The 18345-nt window shown below is 62.5% G+C and carries 19 protein-coding genes; 8 read left to right on the top strand and 11 right to left on the bottom strand.

Annotated features, from left to right (window positions below; all coding sequences use genetic code 11):
* The first annotated feature begins 353 nt into the window (after positions 1 to 353).
* The gene (locus tag IB264_RS14860) at positions 354 to 599 is read left to right on the top strand and encodes a helix-turn-helix domain-containing protein (protein WP_025427586.1); all 246 of its coding nucleotides are present in this window, start codon (positions 354 to 356) and stop codon (positions 597 to 599) included.
* A 289-nt stretch (positions 600 to 888) separates the two neighbouring features.
* On the opposite strand, the gene IB264_RS14855 is transcribed toward IB264_RS14860, so the two are convergent.
* The 3 genes from IB264_RS14855 to IB264_RS14845 all read right to left on the bottom strand — a co-directional run bounded on the left by IB264_RS14855 (position 889) and on the right by IB264_RS14845 (position 3519).
* Entirely contained in the window at positions 889 to 1566 is a 678-nt protein-coding gene (locus IB264_RS14855) for an NUDIX domain-containing protein (RefSeq protein WP_225906316.1), read from the bottom strand.
* A gap of 37 nt (positions 1567 to 1603) precedes the next feature.
* Positions 1604 to 2623, bottom strand: coding sequence for a ketol-acid reductoisomerase (ilvC, locus tag IB264_RS14850; protein WP_025427588.1), 1020 nt, complete (start codon positions 2621 to 2623; stop codon positions 1604 to 1606).
* A gap of 248 nt (positions 2624 to 2871) precedes the next feature.
* Entirely contained in the window at positions 2872 to 3519 is a 648-nt protein-coding gene (locus IB264_RS14845; protein ID WP_025427589.1) for a TetR/AcrR family transcriptional regulator C-terminal domain-containing protein, read from the bottom strand.
* A gap of 487 nt (positions 3520 to 4006) precedes the next feature.
* Between IB264_RS14845 and IB264_RS14840 the strand changes: the two genes are divergently transcribed.
* The gene (locus tag IB264_RS14840; protein WP_025427591.1) at positions 4007 to 4915 is read left to right on the top strand and encodes a tyrosine-type recombinase/integrase; all 909 of its coding nucleotides are present in this window, start codon (positions 4007 to 4009) and stop codon (positions 4913 to 4915) included.
* Between the two features lie 3 nt (positions 4916 to 4918).
* Complete coding sequence (locus IB264_RS14835) at positions 4919 to 6112, top strand: IS91 family transposase (protein ID WP_057217712.1); 1194 nt, start codon at positions 4919 to 4921, stop codon at positions 6110 to 6112.
* Between the two features lie 521 nt (positions 6113 to 6633).
* Here the strand turns inward: IB264_RS14835 and IB264_RS14830 are convergent.
* The 5 genes from IB264_RS14830 to IB264_RS14810 all read right to left on the bottom strand — a co-directional run bounded on the left by IB264_RS14830 (position 6634) and on the right by IB264_RS14810 (position 10785).
* Positions 6634 to 7872, bottom strand: coding sequence for an NAD(P)/FAD-dependent oxidoreductase (locus IB264_RS14830; protein WP_025427593.1), 1239 nt, complete (start codon positions 7870 to 7872; stop codon positions 6634 to 6636).
* Between the two features lie 243 nt (positions 7873 to 8115).
* Positions 8116 to 8382 carry a DUF2277 domain-containing protein gene (locus tag IB264_RS14825; protein ID WP_025427594.1) on the bottom strand — a complete coding sequence of 89 codons (267 nt, stop codon included), beginning with the start codon at positions 8380 to 8382 and terminating at the stop codon, positions 8116 to 8118.
* A 174-nt stretch (positions 8383 to 8556) separates the two neighbouring features.
* Complete coding sequence (locus IB264_RS14820) at positions 8557 to 9489, bottom strand: ribose-phosphate pyrophosphokinase (protein WP_025427595.1); 933 nt, start codon at positions 9487 to 9489, stop codon at positions 8557 to 8559.
* Between the two features lie 223 nt (positions 9490 to 9712).
* Positions 9713 to 10162: a VOC family protein gene (locus IB264_RS14815; protein ID WP_025427596.1), complete on the bottom strand. Its 450-nt coding sequence runs from the start codon at positions 10160 to 10162 to the stop codon at positions 9713 to 9715.
* Between the two features lie 290 nt (positions 10163 to 10452).
* Positions 10453 to 10785, bottom strand: coding sequence for a TetR family transcriptional regulator C-terminal domain-containing protein (locus tag IB264_RS14810; RefSeq protein WP_025427597.1), 333 nt, complete (start codon positions 10783 to 10785; stop codon positions 10453 to 10455).
* A gap of 201 nt (positions 10786 to 10986) precedes the next feature.
* Between IB264_RS14810 and IB264_RS14805 the strand changes: the two genes are divergently transcribed.
* The 4 genes from IB264_RS14805 to IB264_RS14790 all read left to right on the top strand — a co-directional run bounded on the left by IB264_RS14805 (position 10987) and on the right by IB264_RS14790 (position 15614).
* Positions 10987 to 12321: an efflux RND transporter periplasmic adaptor subunit gene (locus tag IB264_RS14805; RefSeq protein WP_025427598.1), complete on the top strand. Its 1335-nt coding sequence runs from the start codon at positions 10987 to 10989 to the stop codon at positions 12319 to 12321.
* An 8-nt stretch (positions 12322 to 12329) separates the two neighbouring features.
* Positions 12330 to 14273, top strand: a complete 1944-nt coding sequence (locus IB264_RS14800) for a MacB family efflux pump subunit (RefSeq protein WP_025427599.1) — start codon at positions 12330 to 12332, stop codon at positions 14271 to 14273.
* Positions 14274 to 14325: 52 nt separating this feature from the next.
* Positions 14326 to 14844 carry a hypothetical protein gene (locus IB264_RS14795; protein ID WP_225906317.1) on the top strand — a complete coding sequence of 173 codons (519 nt, stop codon included), beginning with the start codon at positions 14326 to 14328 and terminating at the stop codon, positions 14842 to 14844.
* Between the two features lie 77 nt (positions 14845 to 14921).
* Entirely contained in the window at positions 14922 to 15614 is a 693-nt protein-coding gene (locus tag IB264_RS14790) for a Type 1 glutamine amidotransferase-like domain-containing protein (RefSeq protein ID WP_210335626.1), read from the top strand.
* Positions 15615 to 15762: 148 nt separating this feature from the next.
* Here the strand turns inward: IB264_RS14790 and IB264_RS14785 are convergent, their stop codons facing one another.
* Positions 15763 to 16011 (bottom strand): DUF1127 domain-containing protein, encoded by a 249-nt coding sequence (locus tag IB264_RS14785; RefSeq protein WP_128090489.1) that lies wholly within the window; start codon positions 16009 to 16011, stop codon positions 15763 to 15765.
* Between the two features lie 74 nt (positions 16012 to 16085).
* Here IB264_RS14785 and IB264_RS14780 point away from each other — a divergent pair, with 74 nt between their 5' ends.
* Positions 16086 to 16991, top strand: a complete 906-nt coding sequence (locus IB264_RS14780) for a LysR family transcriptional regulator (RefSeq protein WP_025427603.1) — start codon at positions 16086 to 16088, stop codon at positions 16989 to 16991.
* Between the two features lie 49 nt (positions 16992 to 17040).
* Here IB264_RS14780 and IB264_RS14775 read toward each other — a convergent pair whose 3' ends face one another.
* On the bottom strand, positions 17041 to 17574 hold the full coding sequence (locus IB264_RS14775; protein ID WP_025427604.1) for a hypothetical protein: 534 nt from the start codon (positions 17572 to 17574) through the stop codon (positions 17041 to 17043).
* 135 nt (positions 17575 to 17709) lie between these two features.
* On the bottom strand, positions 17710 to 18117 hold the full coding sequence (locus IB264_RS14770; RefSeq protein WP_025427605.1) for a GFA family protein: 408 nt from the start codon (positions 18115 to 18117) through the stop codon (positions 17710 to 17712).
* Positions 18118 to 18345 lie beyond the last annotated feature (228 nt).

Genomic DNA, 18345 nt, shown 5'->3' with positions numbered 1-18345 from the left:
GGATTGCCCGGCAGTACCCTCCGCAGACAGTGACGACGCAAAGCCAGCCACCGGCGATGTTCCTTTCACCGCAAAAGTCATGCCCGCACCAGTTTTTTTGAGCGGGCACACCCGTCGCCTCAGGCACTATATCATAAGGTTTCCAAACGATTTTTCATTGCGGCAGACGCTTGCCTGCCAAAGGGCCCAGCGGCTCTGTCCACTCAAAAATGCCGGGACCAGCTTGCCTTGGCGATCGCCCTGACTATATTAGCGAGGCCTGAACGCCTCTCATTATTCGAGTCGCACGATATTTTCGGGCCCCCTTCACCCGACGAAACTCCTTGTCGGTGGACGAACGAAGGAGACACTTCATGTCCTTTAAGAAAAATCTGAATAAGGCTTCCGACGCCACTGTTTCGCGTGTCAGCATCGGAGCCGCTGTAAAGCGTTCGCGTGAATCCCACGGCTACACCGTCGATGATATGTCGGTAACCACAGGCCTGACGGAAACGGAAATCTCCAAGGTCGAACTTGGTGCCGATACCGATCCCGTCAAGCTGCAGCGCATCGCTGCCGCCCTGCAAGTCTCGCCTACCACCTTCACCGCCACACACTAACGGCGGTGCCGGGCACATAGTGTCCGGGCCGGGCACATGCCCACCCCGAAATGCGACCTACGATAGACCATTCTCTTGCAGCAAGGCTCAACCGCCGCTGCTTCAAGCCGAGAGTCTGGACTGAAATCTGGCCCAGCGGCCATTGGCTCAAAAAGGGAAAGCCGGGGTTTTCGCCCCGGCTTCCTTCGTTTTTGGAAAGCTCTTCCGCAAAGACGTTCATTGCCGCAACGGACCCACCGTCATGCTCACCGCAATGTTTTGCCTCCCGTGACGTCGATCAGTGCTCTCCTCACCGTCCCGGTGAACGGACAAGGCGATTGGATCCCTGGGAGAAAAACGTGGAAACCGGATAAGGCAATGCGAGTGGCGGCATCTCGTCCGGCCCGAAATATCGAAGCGATCTTGTCTCGCTGTCTGTCCACTCCCCGCAGTCGTCAACGATCCGGCACCCGAACAGTGTGACGATGTATTCGACGTGATCGCCATTCGGATAGGTGTAGCGAAATTCCCGCCCACCGAAGACGCCGAGAATGGTTGCAGGCACAACCGTAAGGCCGGTCTCCTCCACCACCTCGCGAATGACGGCCTCCTGCGGCGTTTCGCCGGGCTCGATAGCGCCGGCAGGCAGGCTCCACCCCTCGCCCGAAGATTTCTCCTGCAGCAGCAGATTGCCCGCGTGGTCATGGATGACGGCGGCGACGGAGGGAAGCAGGAGCAAGCGGTTTCCGATCAAACCGCGCAGTTCCGCCAGATACGATCTCATCGGGCTCATCGGGGCGCTTTCCATGAGGTAGCGGGCCAATGTCGAACACCGGGACGAATTAGGCAAGTGCCTCCATGAGGCGTGGTCGCGCCCGACGTCGATCCTGGCATCCGTTTCCTCGACAGCACGCCGCGCAATGGTCGAGCCCGCCTGCGGCGGCGCGGCGACGATCGCTTGCTGCAGCAACGAAAAAAGCCGGAGCATGCGCCCCGGCCTTTCCTATGCATTTGATCGCTAAAACTTAGTTCTTCGCCTTGTCGACCAGCTTGTTCTTGCCGATCCACGGCATCATGCCGCGCAGCTTGGCGCCGACTTCTTCGATCTGGTGGTTGTCGTTGACCCGGCGGATGCCCTTGAAGCGGGCCGCACCCGACTTGTATTCCTGCATCCATTCCGAGGTGAACTTGCCGGTCTGGATGTCGGTGAGAACGCGCTTCATCTCGGCCTTGGTTTCTGCCGTGATGATCCGCGGGCCGGTGACGTATTCGCCCCACTCTGCCGTGTTCGAGATCGAGTAGTTCATGTTGGCGATGCCGCCTTCATAGATCAGGTCGACGATCAGCTTGACTTCGTGCAGGCACTCGAAATAGGCCATTTCCGGCGCGTAGCCGCCTTCGACCAGCGTTTCGAAGCCGGCGCGGATGAGCTCGACGAGACCGCCGCACAGAACTGCCTGTTCGCCGAAGAGGTCGGTTTCGCACTCTTCCTTGAAGTTGGTTTCGATGATGCCCGAACGGCCGCCGCCGACGCCGCAGGCGTAGGAGAGCGCGAGGTCAAGGGCGTTGCCCGAAGCGTCCTGGTGAACGGCAACGAGGCAGGGAACGCCGCCGCCCTTCTGGTATTCGCCGCGAACCGTGTGGCCCGGGCCCTTCGGTGCGATCATGACGACGTCGAGCGTCGCCTTCGGCTCGATCAGGCCGAAGTGAACGTTGAGGCCGTGTGCGAATGCGATGGCAGCACCGTCACGGATGTTGCCGGCGATGTCAGCCGTGTAGATTTCGGCCTGCAGTTCGTCCGGCGTTGCCATCATGATCAGGTCGGCCCACTTGGCAGCTTCGGCGACCGAAAGAACCTGGAGGCCATCGGCCTCGACCTTGGCAGCCGTTGGCGAACCCGGCTTCAGCGCGACGCGGATTTCCTTGGCGCCGGAATCCTTCAGGTTCAGCGCGTGGGCGCGGCCCTGGCTGCCGTAGCCGACGATGGCGACCTTCTTGGACTTGATGAGGTTGATGTCGGCATCACGATCGTAATAGACGCGCATTTGAATGGTCCTTCCCGTTGCTATCAGTTGTATTTCCGCTGCACGATGCCTGAACCGGGATCGATCCAGGCGCCATGCAGCAATTCCGTTTCTGCAGCGGCCTTTGCGCGTCTTCAACACGCGGCGCTGCAATTCAGTTCTGCAGCGGCCTTTGCGTGTCTTCGACACGCGCCGCTGCAATTTCAGTTCCGCAGCGACCTTTGCGTGTCTTCGACACGCGGCGCTGCAGGCGGAGATCTCCCCCGCCGTTAAACCTTCCGGCCGTAGAGCGTGAGAAAGGCGCTGACCGCCTGCTCCGCCTTGCGGCCGAAACTCTTTTTCATCTCGCCGGCCTCTTCGCCGAGCAGCATCTTCAGGTGCCAGTCGGAAACGACCAGCCCGTAAAGCGCGCCATAGGCTTCGTCGGCATCGTCAAACGCGAGCAGCCCCGCCTTGCGGCCGGCCTCCAGCAGAGCGGCAGCACGCCGCCCGATCTGCCGGCGTCCGCGCTCCTGCAGCATGTGGCCGAGCTTGGAGCCTTCGCGGCTCGCCTGGCCGATCGCCAGCCGGTTCAGCGCCAGCGACACGTCGCCGGCAAGAACCTCGAGCAGATCCTTGGCGAAGACAACCAGATGCCGGCTCAGGCTTTCGGCGTCGAGCGCGCTCGCGGCGACATCCAGCGTGCGCACCTTGCTCGCCTGGAAACCGATCATCGCCGATAACAGCCCGTCGCGATCGCCGAACCACTTGTAGAGGCTTTCCTTCGAACAGTTGGCAGCCCGCGCGACACCGGCGGTCGTCAGCGCCTTCTCGCCGCCGTCAACAAGCAGACGCAACGCCTCTTCGAGGACGACACCCTGACGCTCGGTCAGGCCGCTCCCGGCATTCGCCTCTTTTGTCGCAGCAACGCTTTGCACCTGGCTCCACCCATTTGAGTACCGTACGGTACGGTTCGCAGTGTTCTAATCAAGCGCGACGGAAGCGTCAAGGCGATTTTGTCGAGTGGGCGAAATTTCGACAGCGGCAGCGGATGTGGATCCTCATGGGCTGAGGATGCAAAACTGGAAGAGCTCGACGCCCCGCGGGATAGAAGGATGTCGTCGTGATCTTGTGCTTAACCAACGCTCCGAGTTTCAGGGACACCCGCTATTTCCGGCACGACAGCGACGCAATCTCTGCATGCCGCTGCGCGCTTGCCGGCGTTGGTGCGATGGCAACCATGCGCCACCAGCAGACATTCAGGTCCTCGCTTATCTTCGACTGGCTCGGGCCGTTGAACGAACCCGCTGCGCGGGAGGGCGTCTGCGGTTGAGGTAGAGGGCACAGGCTGAAGGTTGCGCCTGGATTGAACGTCGTCCGGCAAGGGCGGAGCATGACGAGCTTCTTCAACAAGGGAGCCTGACCATGCAGTACCCCCATCTCGACACGCCCGTCAGCCCGCTGCGCCAGCGGTTGATCGACGACATGAACATGCGACGTTTCTCACGCGAAACGCAGCGCAACTATCTCCGCGACATCGGTCGCCTGGCAACCTTCCTCGGGCGTTCACCAGACACGGCGACCGCCGACGACCTGCGCCGGTTCCAAATCGAGCAGCAGGAGGATGGCGTTCCCGTTCCGACGATGAACAGCATCGTGTCGGCGCTACGGTTCTTCTTCACCCAGACCCTCGACCGCCCGGACCTGGCGCGCAGGCTCGTCCGGCTGGCGCATCCTCGGAACCTGCCTGTGGTGCTGAGCCGCGACGAGGTTGCCCGGTTACTCAATGCCACCACCTGCCTCAAGCACCAGGCAGCATTGTCGGTCGCCTATGGCGCCGGCCTACGTGTTGCGGAGGTCTCCATGCTGAAGGTCGCCGACGTCGACAGCGAGCGGATGCTGCTGCGCGTCGAACGTGGCAAAGGCGGGCGCTATCGCAATGCCATGCTTTCGGAGGGCCTGCTCACCCTGCTGCGCCAGTGGTGGAAGGTGGGGCGGCAGCAGGGTGTGATGCATCGCGACGGCTGGTTATTCCCTGGCCAACACGCAATGAAGCCGATCAGCACGCGGCAGCTCTATCGCATCGTCGTTGAGGCGGCCCAGGCCGCCGACATCGCCAAGCGGGTCGGGCCGCATACGCTGCGCCACAGCTTCGCCACCCACCTGCTGGAGGACGGCACGGACATTCGGATCATCCAGGTCCTGCTCGGGCACGCAAAACTCAACAACACCGCCCTCTACGCCAAGGTGGCGACCAGGACGGTCCGCACAGTTACGAGTCCGCTCGACAAACTCGGCCTGTTCAAGCCGGAAGAAGCCTTCCCCGACGGTTGAGCCTTGCGTGCCTCGATCGAGGTCGCCGACATCTTCCGTGTTGCCGGGGCAGCGTACCGGCGCGCGCATGCAGGACATCTGAGCCTGCCGCAACTGAAGGTGATGTCGGCGATCGAGAACTGCCGCACTGCGGCCCTCGGCGGTCACGTCGAGGCCTGCGAGGACTGCGGCCAGTGGCGGATCGCCTACAACTCCTGCCGCAATCGGCATTGCCCAAAGTGCCAGGGCGCAGCGGCACGGACATGGCTTGCCGAACGCGAGGCTGATCTGCTTCCAGTCGGCTACTTCCACGTCGTGTTCACCCTGCCGGCCGAGGTCGCCGACATAGCGTTCCAGAACAAGGCGCTTGTCTATGACCTGCTGTTCAAGGCGGCGTCGGAGGCGATGCTGACCATCGCGGCCGATCGCAAGCACCTCGGCGCGCGCATCGGCATCACCGCCGTGCTCCACACCTGGGGATCGGCGATGACGCACCATCCGCATGTGCACATGATCGTTCCGGGCGGCGGCATCACGCCAGACGGAAGCCGATGGATATTATCGCGCCCGGCCTTCCTGCTTCCGGTACGCGTACTCAGCAAACTGTTTCGACGACTGTTCCTCACCCGGCTGGTCGCTCTGCACGACGCCGGGCGGCTCAGATTTTTTGGCGCACTTGCTCATCTCGCCGAGCGGCAGGCATTCTTGCGGCATCTATCTCCGGTCCGAAAGAAACGCTGGGTGGTCTATGCGAAGGCGCCGTTCGCGGGTCCTGAGGCCGTCCTTGCCTATCTGTCGCGCTATACCCACCGGGTGGCAATCTCGAACCGCCGCCTGATCACCTTCGACGAAACTGGCGTCACCTTCCGCTACAAGGACTACCGCCGCGGCTGCGCGGACCGGCAGCAGATCATGACGCTCGCGGTCGATGAGTTCATCCGCCGCTTCCTGCTCCATGTCTTGCCGCGTGGCTTCCATCGTATCCGGCACTACGGCCTGCTCGCCGGCTCAGCCCGCAAGACCAGCCTCGCGCTCGCACGCGAACTCCTGCACGTCGCCGCACCAGCCGACAACGGCACACCAGGCGAACCGGATGACTTCCGCCCGCCATGCCCCTGCTGCGGCGGACGAATGATCGTCATCGAGGTGTTTGAACGCTGGAGGCAGCCGCGCGGGCCGCCGGATGCGCCGGCGACGAACCGGGAGACAGCTTCATGACCCGGCATGGCATGGTCAAGACTTCAGTCGCAGGCGCCCCGCCTCCGGCAACCGACCCGCACGCGTCCTTGGTGATCATCGCCGCCGACAGGGTCGCGGCGAGCCTCGGCCAGGCCCGGAAAGCAACGCGGGCGCGCAAAGAAGCGACCTGCCCGCCATCTATCATCCCACTCCCTGACTGCGATCCTGGTACCGCGCACATGAGCCGCAGACTGAAATCTCCATAGCCTTCGACTGGGGTCCGCGGGTTCCTTCCTCGGGGACTTTCGTACGCCTCGCGGCGCCCGAAACTCTTCACGGAAGTGGACGCACTGCTTCCAGCGGTAATCGATGGCAGATATTCCCGCGCAGAAGCGAAGTCCTTGGCTGATCCCTGGAGACCATTGCCTTCGCCCAGTCGGAACGTCGCCAAGGGGCGAGACGTGACACTGGTGGTGGCGGCGCAAAACAGCGGCTGACAATCTGTCGGCCTCTGATCCCGGCCCTGACCGTCAGGAACTTCTTGACCATGCCGAAGGCGGTCACGAATGCCCCGCGATATGGTCGACAAGGCGAGGCGCTTCCTCGGCGATCGCCAGGATGATGCCTGACTTGCGTGTGGAGGCGAAGTCCAGCCCTGCGAAATAGAGGCCCGGCAGGGCGGCCACGCCATCCTCATGAACAGGCTGTCCCGCGCTGTCGAGCACACCGGGAAGCCTCATCCAGCTGAAATCGCCCTTGAACCCGGTGCACCACACCACGCTCGCTATGCCGGAGCGGGAGAGATCGAGCGAACCGATCGGCGGGTTCTGTCGACGCAGCGCGACCGTCTCCGCCGGGTCGGGCTCGGCAGGGGGCGCATCGATCCCGGCGCGGCTGATATAGTCGTCGACATGGCGTTTGACAGTGTCGGAGGCTTCATCCGCAAAGCGGACATTCGCTTCGAGATCGTCGGCAAACGAGAGGTTGCCGCCATCCTCGATGCCGGTGAGACGCCCAAGAAGCGCGACACCTTGGGCGCTCAGCGCCTGAAGGCTTATCGTATGCACCGAGCCGAGCACACCGCGCGGCGGGATGCGTCCCGCAAGTCGAATGACCTCCTCTCGCCGCACGTCGAGAAACCCGCTTTCGAGCAGCCAGACCATGATGTCGCGACCCCGGTAGCGCCGCGGGAGCCGCCCGACACGACTGGTCGCAAGGAAGACCTTTCGGCCCGCTTCCGCCAATTCCTCGGCGATCTGAGCACCCGATTGGCCGCTTCCGACCACCAGTACCGATCCATCTGGCAAATCAGCAGTGCTGCGGTAGCCGGAAGCGTCGATCTGATGGAGAGCCGGCGACAACGCGGGCGCCCAGACCGGGCGCACCGGGCAATTCAAGCAGCCGCTTGCGACGATAACGTTGTGCGCCCAAAGCGTGCCGTGTGAAGTGGTGAGCCGATAGGCGCCATTCTCGTGCGCGAGTTCGCTTACCGCGGTATCCGGTTCGATCGGCAGCGTGTTGCGCCGGGCGAAATCCTCAAGCAGAGCGACGAACTGCTCGCCCGTCATGGCACCATCCGGATCCGGACCGTCATAGCAGTCGCCCGGCATGACGGTCTGCACATTGGGAGTATTCATCCGAAAGCAGTCCCATCGCTGTGTGCGCCAGGTCTCTCCGATGCGGCCCCGCTCCAAGACACTGTGGCGCAGGCCCCGTCGTGCCAGCCAATAGCTGACACCCAGGCCGGCCCAGCCGGCCCCGATGACGACAGCATCGAGAACATCGCCGTCATCAGTCATCTGCTGCGGTGATCCCATAATCGCCCCCGGCAATCCCGCCATCCCCGCGCAGCATTAAGCCCTGTCGACGGCAACGAGTCCAGCACCGCCGATTTCCGCGCGGCTGGCCGTTCGCATTCCGGTTCGCGGCCCTCTCGCCAGACCGCAAGGCGATCCCGCCTGATGCGAAGCAGATCGCTTCGTCGCTGGTGCGGTGACTGTGAAAGAGCTCCCGTCGATCTCCGGTGCGTGACAGGACTCCCCTTACGCGAACCGGGCCGCTGTTCTCGCGCGCGCCCTTGCCGCGACTTCCTCGCGATCGCGAGGGGGTTGAGAAGTCTCCAGCGAATCCAGCAGCTCGCGGGCGCATGCCGCGACTGAATTGACCGCGCGCTCGAACGCAGCCTCATTGCGTTTCGATGGTTTGTTCGTGCCGCTCACCTTGCGCACGAACTGTAGCGCGGCGTCACGAATCTCCTCGTTCGTCGCAGGCGGATCAAAATTGAACAAGGGTTTGATATTCCGGCACATGACTTGCTCCCGGGCGTGTCACTGACAGGAGGGTGGCGAAGCATACGAAAATAGTCGCGTGAGCGCCAATTGCAACGGACGGGCCAAGCCGGGCCGCGTGGGAACGCTGCGCACTGCATGCCCGGAAAACGAGCGTGATCTTGGCTGACGGTTGCAATCGCGCCATGAGCCGGATCAGTTGAAAAGGGTTGAAACGCTTTGCTCCCTGGCGGTGCGAGCGAGGGCTTCGCCGATCAGCGGCGCAATTGTGACGCGTCGGATATTGGCGGTCTGGCGGTGAGCTTCGGTTTCCTGAATGGAATCGGTCACGACCAATTCCTTGAGGTTGCTGGCGCCAATGCGTTCACAGGCGCCTTCGGAAAGCACACCATGGGTGATGTAGGCAGAAACCTCCTTGGCACCAGCCTCCAGCAGGGCTTCCGCCGCATTGATCAGCGTGCCGCCGCTATCTGCGATGTCGTCGATCAGAAGACAACTTTGCCCGGACACATCGCCAATGATGCCCATCACTTCCGAGACACCGGCGCGGGGTCGCCGTTTATCGACAATGGCAAGATCGGCACCAATGCGCTTGGCGATGGCGCGAGCCCGCGCCACGCCGCCCACGTCGGGCGAAACGATCGTCAAGTTCTTGGTGTCGTAGTGCTTTTCAATATCGCGGGTCATCACCGGCGCTGAATAAAGATTATCGGTCGGTATATCGAAAAAGCCCTGAATCTGGTCGGTATGGAGATCGACGGTGATGACGCGGTTAACACCTGCACCGGCAATCATATTGGCGACCAGCTTGGCCGAGATCGGAGTGCGGCCGGTGGCGCGGCGATCCTGGCGAGCATAGCCGAAATACGGGATCACGGCCGTGATCCGGCGGGCAGACGAGCGGCGCAGTGCATCGGTCAGGATCAGCAACTCCATCAGATTGCCGTCGGCGGGGGCGCTCGTTGACTGGAGAATGTACACGTCCTCGCCGCGCACATTCTCATGGATTTGAACGTAGATTTCCTGGTCGGCGAAACGCTTGACCGTACAGTCTATGAGGGGAAGTTCCAGGTGGCTGGCAATAGCCTGGGCCAGGGCGCGGTTCGAGTTACCGGTCACCAGCTTCATCAGCGCGATCCTGTTTCAAGGGGCCTTCGAGAGGAAAAGACCTTCCAGTTTCGCGGGGCACCTTCAGAGCCTTCCCCCAGACTCGCAACACGGCACCTCGCATTGCTTGCGCAATAGGGCGAAAACGTCGGGAGAAATCAAGATTTATCTGCCGCAGAGGCCTGTGCTTCGAGACTGATTTTTGCGGCAGCCCAATGACCGGTTTGGGCTCCACAAGCGGTCGTCAGCATCTCGGTCGATTACCTATCTGCTCAAGCTCAAGGACGTTTCCCTCCGGATCGCGCGCATAAGCAATAAGAAATGGCTTATCCGGCGTCCCAAAGTCCGTGATTTCGCCGATCTGCGCCCCGCCGGCTTGGATGATTTCCGCGAGCACCACGCTGATATCTTCCATCTGGAATGACAGGTGCCCGAAACCGGGCTCATTCACCCTTGGCTGGTCTCGATCATGAGTGACCTTGTGCTCATGTATCTCCAAGAATGGGCGTTCGAGTTCGGGGAATGTCAGCCAGATCGTATATATCTCAGAGTTCGAAATACCATTGCCGCGCGACACTTTTTCCCCGGACACCATCTTGGGTTCACGAAGGGATTCGCATTTCATGACATTCATGTAGAACGCTGCGAGCGCTTCCGCATTTCGGGCTACCAAGTTGATGTGGGCAAGTTTCATGACGGTCGATATCCTCGGCTATGAGGCAACCATATTCATTGGTCGGGAACAACGAAAGAAGTCTCCTTCAGGCCGTCAACGGTCATTGGAGGCATTTGCCAGGCAGGACCGCATTCATGCGCCTGGGGCTCGGCGTTTGTACCCCTGATCCGCCTGCCGGCATCTTCTACAACGAGTGTGGCGAGCTTGTCGCCAGATCCTCGCAACCTGAGCGCAGAGGACAGCCGCGTCCCCTCTTCCCGCCTGAGGCCAGCGCAAATCTCGCAAGGCTTTTGAAGCGCGCCCGCGCCTCAGGCGCCGGTGCGCCGGTGGGCTGGAATGACGCCGCCAAGGATGCCGCGCACCAGAATGCGTACCGCCTGCGCCCGGCCAGCATCATCCGCTGAACGCTCCAGAAGCTGAACCAGCGATAGCCCCTCCAAACCGGCGAGCAAGGCTTGCGCGTGGACGCGCGCCCCGCCCTCGCTCACGCCATCGCCACCCAACCGCTGCAAAACTGCCGCGAGCGCCTCGGTCCCCCGCGCCAGCCGGGCGGAGAAGATCGCTGCAATCCGCTCGCTGCGGTGGCTGGCGCCGACGATCTCGAGCCAGGCCGCCGCCTCGCCGGCGTTCCAATCCCGCATCTGACGGTCTCGGGGCTGAAGGGGTAACACCAGGGGCATCCTGGTTGCGGGGAGCACTCCGCCTCCCCGCAGCCAAAACATTACAATAATATAATGATCTCAATGCTTCCCGCTCCGGCCGTTTGTGCCTATTTGCTGCTAGGATGAATCGCGCCTGGAACGATGGCGCTGGCAAGGCCAGGTATGGGGCCGGGTATGGGCATGAACAAGACAGGCAAGACGGCACGCACCGAGACCACCGCACGCGAGGAAGCGACGCCCAACGTCACCTTCATTCCCGGTGCCACCCCCATCCGGCGCAAGCGACGCACGCGCACCTGGCTGTGGATCCCCGTCGTCCTCGCCGTCCTCGGCGCCGGCTATTATGGCTGGACGCGCTATGCGACCAATCCGACCGGGGCTGCCATGGTCACCCAGGCCGTTATGCGCGGCGACATCGAAAACAGCGTCACCGCCGTCGGCACACTTGATGCGGTCAAATCGGTCGATGCCGGCGCCCAGGTCTCCGGCCAGTTGAAGGCCCTGCATTTCGATATCGGCGACAAGGTCGAGCAGAACCAGCTCGTTGCCGAAATCGACCCCGCCACCATCGAAAACCGGATCGAGATCGACCAGGCCGAGCTTGCCAATCTCCAGGCGCAGCTCGTGTCGAAGAAGGCCCAGCTCGTGTTGAAACAGGCCAATATCGATCGCCAGCGCAATCTGGTCGCCGCCAACAGCATCGCCCAGTCGACGCTCGACCAGGCAATCGCCGATCTTGCCGCCGCCGAGGCCGACGTCAACGCCATCGAAGCGCAGATCCGCAAGCAGCAGGCGACCCTTGCCGGCGACAAGGTCGATCTCGGCTACACCAAGATCTTCGCGCCGATGGGCGGCACCATCGTCGCCAACCCGGCCAAGGAAGGCCAGACGCTGAACGCCAACCAGACGACGCCGACCATCGTCACCATTGCCGATCTCTCGACCATGACCGTCAAGGCGCAGGTGTCTGAGGCCGATGTCGGCAAGCTCAAGGTCGGCATGGACGCCTATTTCACCCTGCTCGGCCAGCCGGGAAAACGCTTCGAAGGCAAGCTGCGCCAGATCCAGCCGATGCCGGACACGGCAAACAACGTCGTGCTTTATTACGCCCTGTTCGACGTTCCCAATCCTGATGGCGAGTTGATGATGTCGATGAGCGCCCAGGTGTTCTTCGTTCAGTCATCAGCCAAGGACGTGCTGATCGTGCCGAGTGCTGCGCTGCGCATGACCGGCGAGAAGGATGGCGGCCAAGCGGCCGGCAAGCGTGGCGGCAATGCGAACGCCGCCGGTGGCAAGGCAGGCGCTGCCGGCGGCAGCGCCGAGCTCACCGTGGTCACACCCTCGGGCGCGCCCGAAACCCGCGCCGTCGACGTCGGCATCCGCAACCGCGTCAACGCCGAGATCACGAGCGGCCTCAATGAAGGCGACACCGTCGTCGTCGCCACCGGCACCGATACCCCGGCGGCGAGCACCCGTGGCAGCCAGCGCGGCATGCGCATGCCGCCGATGTTCTGAGACCGGCCATGACCCCGCTCCTCTCGCTCCGGCACGTCAGCAAGACCTATTTCAACGGCGATCTCGCCGTCGAGGTGCTGCATGGCGTCTCGCTCGACATCGAGGCCGGCGAGTTCGTCGCGATCATCGGCCAGTCCGGCTCGGGCAAGTCGACGCTGATGAACATTCTCGGCTGCCTCGACCAGCCGACCGAGGGCGACTATCTCATCGACGGCGAGCGGGTGTCGGGCTTCGACACCGACGAACTGGCGGCGCTCAGGCGGCGCACCTTCGGCTTCGTCTTCCAGAGCTACAATCTCATCCCCACCGCAAGCGCACAGGAAAACGTCGAGGTGCCGGCCGTCTATGCCGGCATGTCGGCACGAGACCGTCACGATCGCGCAGGCGCCCTGCTGCATCAGCTGAAGCTCGGCGAGCGGCTCGACCACCGCCCAAACCAGCTTTCCGGCGGCCAGCAGCAGCGGGTATCGATCGCCCGCGCGCTGATGAACGGCGGCCGCGTGGTGCTGGCGGACGAACCGACCGGCGCGCTCGACAGCCAGAGCGGCTCCGACGTCATGGCGCTCTTGCGCGACATGAACGACAATGGCCATACGGTCATCGTCATCACCCACTCACGCGAGGTCGCCGAACAGGCCGACCGGCTGATCGAGATCCATGACGGCCGCATCGTCGCCGACCGCACCAAGAAGAGCCGCAGCAATCCGGACGCAGCCCATGCGCTCAGCCGGACGGTGAGCGAGGGCTCGGCTGCGATCGCCGACGTCACCGAAGCGGTGAAGATGGCGTTCCGGGCGTTGCGCGCCAATCTCTTCCGCACCATCCTCACTTTGCTCGGCATCGTCATCGGCGTCGGCTCGGTCGTCGCCATGCTGGCGATCGGCACCGGCGCGCAGGATTCCGTGCTCAGCCGCATTTCCTCCATGGGCTCCGACCTCCTGGTGGTCAGGCCGAGCATGGCCAATTTCCGCGGCAGCGCCGGCGGCAGCAATGTCACCCTTGTTCCTGCCGATGCCGACGCCATCCTCGAGGTACCGAATGTCGCCTTCGCCGTGCCCGAGTTGACCAGCACCGTCACGGTCCGGCGCGGCAATGTCGACTACCAGACCAGTGCCAACGGCACGGTGCCGCAGTTCACCACCGCCAAATCCTGGAAGATACAGCAGGGCGAATTCCTCACCCAGGACGACATGGACACCTATGCGCCGGTGGCGGTCCTCGGTCAGACCGTGGTCAAGACGCTGTTTCCTGAAGGAGACAATCCGCTCGGGCAGTATGTGCTCGTCAACAAGATCCCCTTCCAGGTCATCGGCGTGATGGCGGAAATGGGCGCCACCTCCTTCGGCAACGACCAGGACGACGTCGTGCTCGTGCCGCTGACGACGGGCAGCATGCGCCTCTTCGGCCAGCGCAACGTGCGCACCATCACCGTGCAGGTGAAGGACGCGGCCGCCATCGACATCACGCAGCAGACCATCCAGGCGCTTCTCAACCAGCGGCACAAGCGCGAGGACACCCAGATCACCAACATGTCGTCGGTGCGCGAAGCCTTCACCGAAACCTCCAATACGATGAAGCTGTTTCTCGGCTCGGTCGCCGCCATCTCGCTGCTCGTCGGCGGCATCGGCGTGATGAATATCATGCTGGTCTCGGTCAGCGAGCGCACCCGCGAAATCGGCGTGCGCATGGCAACCGGCGCGCGCCAGCGTGACATCCTCCTGCAGTTCATCATCGAGGCGCTGGTCGTCTCGGCGATCGGCGGCACGCTCGGCGTCGTCCTCGGTCTCGGCACCGGAGCGCTCGCCGGCCAGTTCGGCATGCCCGTTTCGTTCACGCTCGGCCCCGTCGCACTCGCCTTCGCCTGCGCCTTTTTGACTGGCCTCGTCTTCGGCTTCCTCCCCGCCCGCAATGCTTCCCGCCTGCAGCCGGCGGTGGCACTCAGTGCCGATTGAGGCAAGCGGAGATTTTTCAACGAAATCCGCCCATTGCCGACACTCTTGTGTCATGCAACAACAACGCGAAATCCCTTATCAGGCGCATTTAGCACTCGGCATGCAACGCAAGAAACCGCTTTATCGCAAGGTGAACACCCGAACGCACGGTGTGCGGCACGGTGACGGCGGCGAGTGGCGAGAGTCACGAGGCACAAAGGCCGTCAAACTGGATCTGTCTCATAACGGCTCGATGCACTCTCACCACCGGCATGGATTGGACTACACACCGCTGTTCCGGTTTCTCCTTTCACGCGTTGGCAACGATTGGAACGAAACCTACAGCGAAGCCGTCGCTCGGATTGATCGCTCTGATCCCATCTTTTGGCTGGTCGCCCGAAGCGAAGATGAACGACAGCCGTATGTGCGCCTCGGCGAGAGCTCATACTACAGCGGCCTATATGTTGATGAGAACAAGCACCTGGCATTGGTGGACCCGACGCTCACCGTCGACAATATGAAGCCCACTTGCAGATGCTGTACACACACTTTCAACGGGGAACGCTTCACACAGCCGTATGACGAGAGTTGAAGCGGCATCATGTAGCCACCGAGACTTTGCCAATCTTTGCATTCTGACCGGATCGCTTGACAAACCAAGAGGATTACTTGCTCAACCTCATATTCTACAGCAACCAGCTTTTCCCCGAATGTTCGGCAATCGACCTCCGGCTCGTGGACTTGCTGAAGGCCCGCGGCGGCGGAAACCGCATCGCCTATGTCGCCTCCGGCCCGGAACCGGACCGCAGCTTCTTTCTGGCCGGCCAATCCTATTATGGCAGACACGATCTCGATCTCGCGCTGTTCTACGATCTCGACGAGCCGCATCCCGCCGAAGATATCGCCGGGCTCTTCGCCTCAGACGCCATTCACCTCGCGGGCGGCCACACCGGTGAATTTCTGCAACGGCTGAAACGAAGCGGGATGCTCGGGCCGCTCCGCAATTGGGCGCCCTCCGGCGGCATCCTCATCGGCGTCAGCGCCGGCGCCATTCTCATGGGCCCGACGATCGCCACCGACGCGCTCTTCATCGGCCGCAGACCGGAGGAGATAACGGACGGCAATGCCCTCGACCTCATGCCATTCGAGTTCTTCCCGCATCTTAGTGACGAGGACACCTACCTGCCCGACCTGCTGCGTTACAGCACCGGCACGGCGAGGCCGATCGTAGCATGCAACGATGGCGACGGTGTCGTTGTTGCGGGTGGAAAGATTGAGTGCGTGGGAAATCCGCTGTGGATCTCCGGTGGCGCCGTACGCGCGCCAGGCGAAATCGAGCTTGGCGGCTTTTCGATAGCGTAGCCCTCAGTTCGCGGCACTCGCGCTGGCGCTACGGCATGCCGCGCAAAACTGAACAGCGAAAAAACAAGAGCCGCGAGCGCGGCAAGAAGATCCTGAGATCGCGGCGCGTTTTCGCGCCGACGAGGCCGTCGCAGATGCCTTTCGTCGTCTACATCGCCCCCGCACGCGCGGCTTCGGAATATCGCGCAGTCGCTGCGGTTCCTCGCGACGACGCCGGCGCGCTTTCGGTGCGCCTTCCCTGCCACGCTTCGGCAGGTGTGACGCCGATGTCGTCCAGACGCTCCGCGTCCAGTTCGCGCAGATTTTGCAACTGCCAGAGCCGCGAGCGCGGCGAAGCGGCGAGAAAGAGGCCAAGTTCCCTGAGCATGTCGAACACCCATGTTTTGCTGCTGATCATGCTCGCATTGTGCAAGGCATCGATCTATAAATGAAGCTTGGATGTTCTATGCAATGCATAAGGATTTCTTTGGTATGGCAACCCTCAACCTGGACTACCTCAAAACCTTCGCGCTGGTCGCCGAACTCGGCAGCTTCTCCGCCGCCGCGGAGCGCCTGGGGCTGACGCAGCCGGCCATCAGCCTGCAGGTGCGCGCGCTGGAAAAGCAGCTCGGCGTGCGCCTCGTCGAGCGCGTCGGCCGCACTGCAAGGCCAAGTGCCGCCGGCGCCGAACTGCTTGCGCATGTTGGCCGCATCGAGGCCGCGACAAACGAGGCTGTCGACGCGGTGGCACGCCACTCCAAGGGCGTTCTCGGCCGCGTGCGGCTCGGCACCGGCGCCACCCCTTGCGCCTTCATGCTGCCGCCGCTTCTCGCCGATCTCAATTGCCGCTTTCCCGATCTCGACATCACCGTGGCGACGGGCAACAGCGCCGACATTGTCAGGGCTGTCGACGACAATCTGCTCGACATCGGGCTGGTCAGCCTCCCCGTCTCCGGCCGCATGTTCGAAGTCACCCCGCTTTTCGACGAGCGCTTCGTCGCCATCGCTCCGGCGGAGACCTCGCTCCCCGACACCGTGACGGCGGAGACATTGGCGCAACGACCGTTGATCCTTTACGAGCCGGGCGCCAACACCCGCCGGCTCACCGATGAATGGCTGGCGGCAGACGGCGGCACCGCCGTCAAACCGGTGATGGCGCTTGGCAGCGTCGCCGCGATCAAGGAGATGGTCGCCGTCGGCCTCGGCGCGGCGCTCGTTCCGGAGATCGCCTTGCGCGCGCATGATCGCGAACGGCTGGTCGTGCGACCGCTGTCGCCGCCACTCTCGCGCCGCTTCGCCCTCGTGCTGCGCCGCGACAAACGGCTTGATCGAGCCCTGCGCGAAACGCTGGCTGCCTTGAAGACGCTGGCGGCGCTGGAGCCGGAGCCCCTGATATAGGCTGCAAGGTTGCGGCCACGAGACCGGCGCATTGTTCCAGCCTTTCAAATCATGCAAGCGCGTCCAGTTGCCGCAAGAGCTTGAAGCCTACGTAGTCGCTGCACCGGAACTGCCGACGGTAGTAGCAGTCCCAATAGCTCATCACCCGGTCACAGGTGAGCTTATAAAACGCCGGATTTGCCTTGATAAATGTTGAGACAACGTCCCGCTCCAAGTCGGGCAGAGCCGCGTAGATGTCATGGATGATCTCGACGACGTATTCGCCGATCAACGCGATGACGAAAGGAATGGACCAGGGCTTATTGATGTGAAGGATTTCTTGCAGAGCGGCCTGACGTCCGAAGCCATCGGAACTGCGCGTCAGCATGCACAGTGCAATTTGGCGCCGTTGCAGGTTCAGCCCTACAAACTCCGGCTTTGTCGAGGGAAGAACCCGACCAGGTATGTGCAGGATCTCGCCGAGAACGTTGACCGAAAACGGTTCGGAAACGTAGTCGGAATTCAGTTTGAGTGCTGAAACAGCAATCGCGGACTGGGAGCGGAGTGCACTCGGGAAGGCTTCTGGAAACGTCTTTTCCACCATCAATCAACTCCAGAAATGCAGCCCCACCAGGGACATGTGGCCGCAACATTATCCGCGAGGCAATATCCCCGCAAAAGCTGACGGCTGCATCAAGAACTGCGTAACACAAGGGGTCAGGATTTTCAGAAACGAGCCCTACAGATGCCGCACCTCTGATGGTGTCGAGCCCCAGTCATCGTGCAGTCCGTCGAAGTAGGTGACGGGTGCGGCCATCAGTTCGTCGATATCGACGCCGTCGAGGCAGGCGACGTTGATGTTGTAATAGGTGTGTCCCGTCATGTTCGGTGCGTCGATCCGCTCGAACGGGCGCACGCCGCAATGGCTGCAGAAGAAATGATGGGCGACCGGGTTGCGACCGCGATAATCCGCTAGCGCCTCTTCGCCGGCGATCAGACGGAAAGCCGACGGCGCCACCTCCACCGACCACAGCCGCATCTTGGTACAGAGCGTGCAGTTGCACTTGCCGGTCCCGGCGCTGAGATCGACATCTGCCTCGATGTAAACTGCGCCGCAATGGCAGCTGCCAGTGTAGGTCTTCAGCATTCCGCCCCTCCCGCCTTGCCTGAAAATCCCAAATCCAAGGTCCTGCGGCGTGTGTGCGTCCCATCTGACGCGACGCTGCCAAGCCGCGCAAACTATGCCACCGGCCGCCGTTGTTGAAAATCGCGGAACTGTGCAGCAGATGCCTTAAAGCCGGTACAATGCGGCCTGGCCCGTGTCAGCGGTGTCATAAGGCAGATGGCGCCAATGGTTCTTCAACCTGGCTCGTGC

The organism is Ensifer sp. ENS11 (assembly GCF_014851895.1).
GTDB lineage: Bacteria > Pseudomonadota > Alphaproteobacteria > Rhizobiales > Rhizobiaceae > Ensifer > Ensifer canadensis.
Note: the sequence above shows the minus strand (reverse complement) of the source record. Positions and strands in the feature narration are given on the sequence as shown.

What these genes read in the sequence shown, in the direction of transcription:
- IB264_RS14860 (WP_025427586.1), top strand. Translation starts at nt 354, where the DNA reads ATGTCCTTTAAGAAAAATCTGAATAAGGCTTCCGACGCCACTGTTTCG.
- IB264_RS14855 (WP_225906316.1), bottom strand. Translation starts at nt 1,566, where the DNA reads ATGCTCCGGCTTTTTTCGTTGCTGCAGCAAGCGATCGTCGCCGCGCCG.
- ilvC (WP_025427588.1), bottom strand. Translation starts at nt 2,623, where the DNA reads ATGCGCGTCTATTACGATCGTGATGCCGACATCAACCTCATCAAGTCC.
- IB264_RS14840 (WP_025427591.1), top strand. Translation starts at nt 4,007, where the DNA reads ATGCAGTACCCCCATCTCGACACGCCCGTCAGCCCGCTGCGCCAGCGG.
- IB264_RS14830 (WP_025427593.1), bottom strand. Translation starts at nt 7,872, where the DNA reads ATGACTGATGACGGCGATGTTCTCGATGCTGTCGTCATCGGGGCCGGC.
- IB264_RS14825 (WP_025427594.1), bottom strand. Translation starts at nt 8,382, where the DNA reads ATGTGCCGGAATATCAAACCCTTGTTCAATTTTGATCCGCCTGCGACG.
- IB264_RS14820 (WP_025427595.1), bottom strand. Translation starts at nt 9,489, where the DNA reads ATGAAGCTGGTGACCGGTAACTCGAACCGCGCCCTGGCCCAGGCTATT.
- IB264_RS14815 (WP_025427596.1), bottom strand. Translation starts at nt 10,162, where the DNA reads ATGAAACTTGCCCACATCAACTTGGTAGCCCGAAATGCGGAAGCGCTC.
- IB264_RS14810 (WP_025427597.1), bottom strand. Translation starts at nt 10,785, where the DNA reads ATGCGGGATTGGAACGCCGGCGAGGCGGCGGCCTGGCTCGAGATCGTC.
- IB264_RS14805 (WP_025427598.1), top strand. Translation starts at nt 10,987, where the DNA reads ATGAACAAGACAGGCAAGACGGCACGCACCGAGACCACCGCACGCGAG.
- IB264_RS14800 (WP_025427599.1), top strand. Translation starts at nt 12,330, where the DNA reads ATGACCCCGCTCCTCTCGCTCCGGCACGTCAGCAAGACCTATTTCAAC.
- IB264_RS14795 (WP_225906317.1), top strand. Translation starts at nt 14,326, where the DNA reads ATGCAACAACAACGCGAAATCCCTTATCAGGCGCATTTAGCACTCGGC.
- IB264_RS14785 (WP_128090489.1), bottom strand. Translation starts at nt 16,011, where the DNA reads ATGATCAGCAGCAAAACATGGGTGTTCGACATGCTCAGGGAACTTGGC.
- IB264_RS14780 (WP_025427603.1), top strand. Translation starts at nt 16,086, where the DNA reads ATGGCAACCCTCAACCTGGACTACCTCAAAACCTTCGCGCTGGTCGCC.
- IB264_RS14775 (WP_025427604.1), bottom strand. Translation starts at nt 17,574, where the DNA reads ATGGTGGAAAAGACGTTTCCAGAAGCCTTCCCGAGTGCACTCCGCTCC.
- IB264_RS14770 (WP_025427605.1), bottom strand. Translation starts at nt 18,117, where the DNA reads ATGCTGAAGACCTACACTGGCAGCTGCCATTGCGGCGCAGTTTACATC.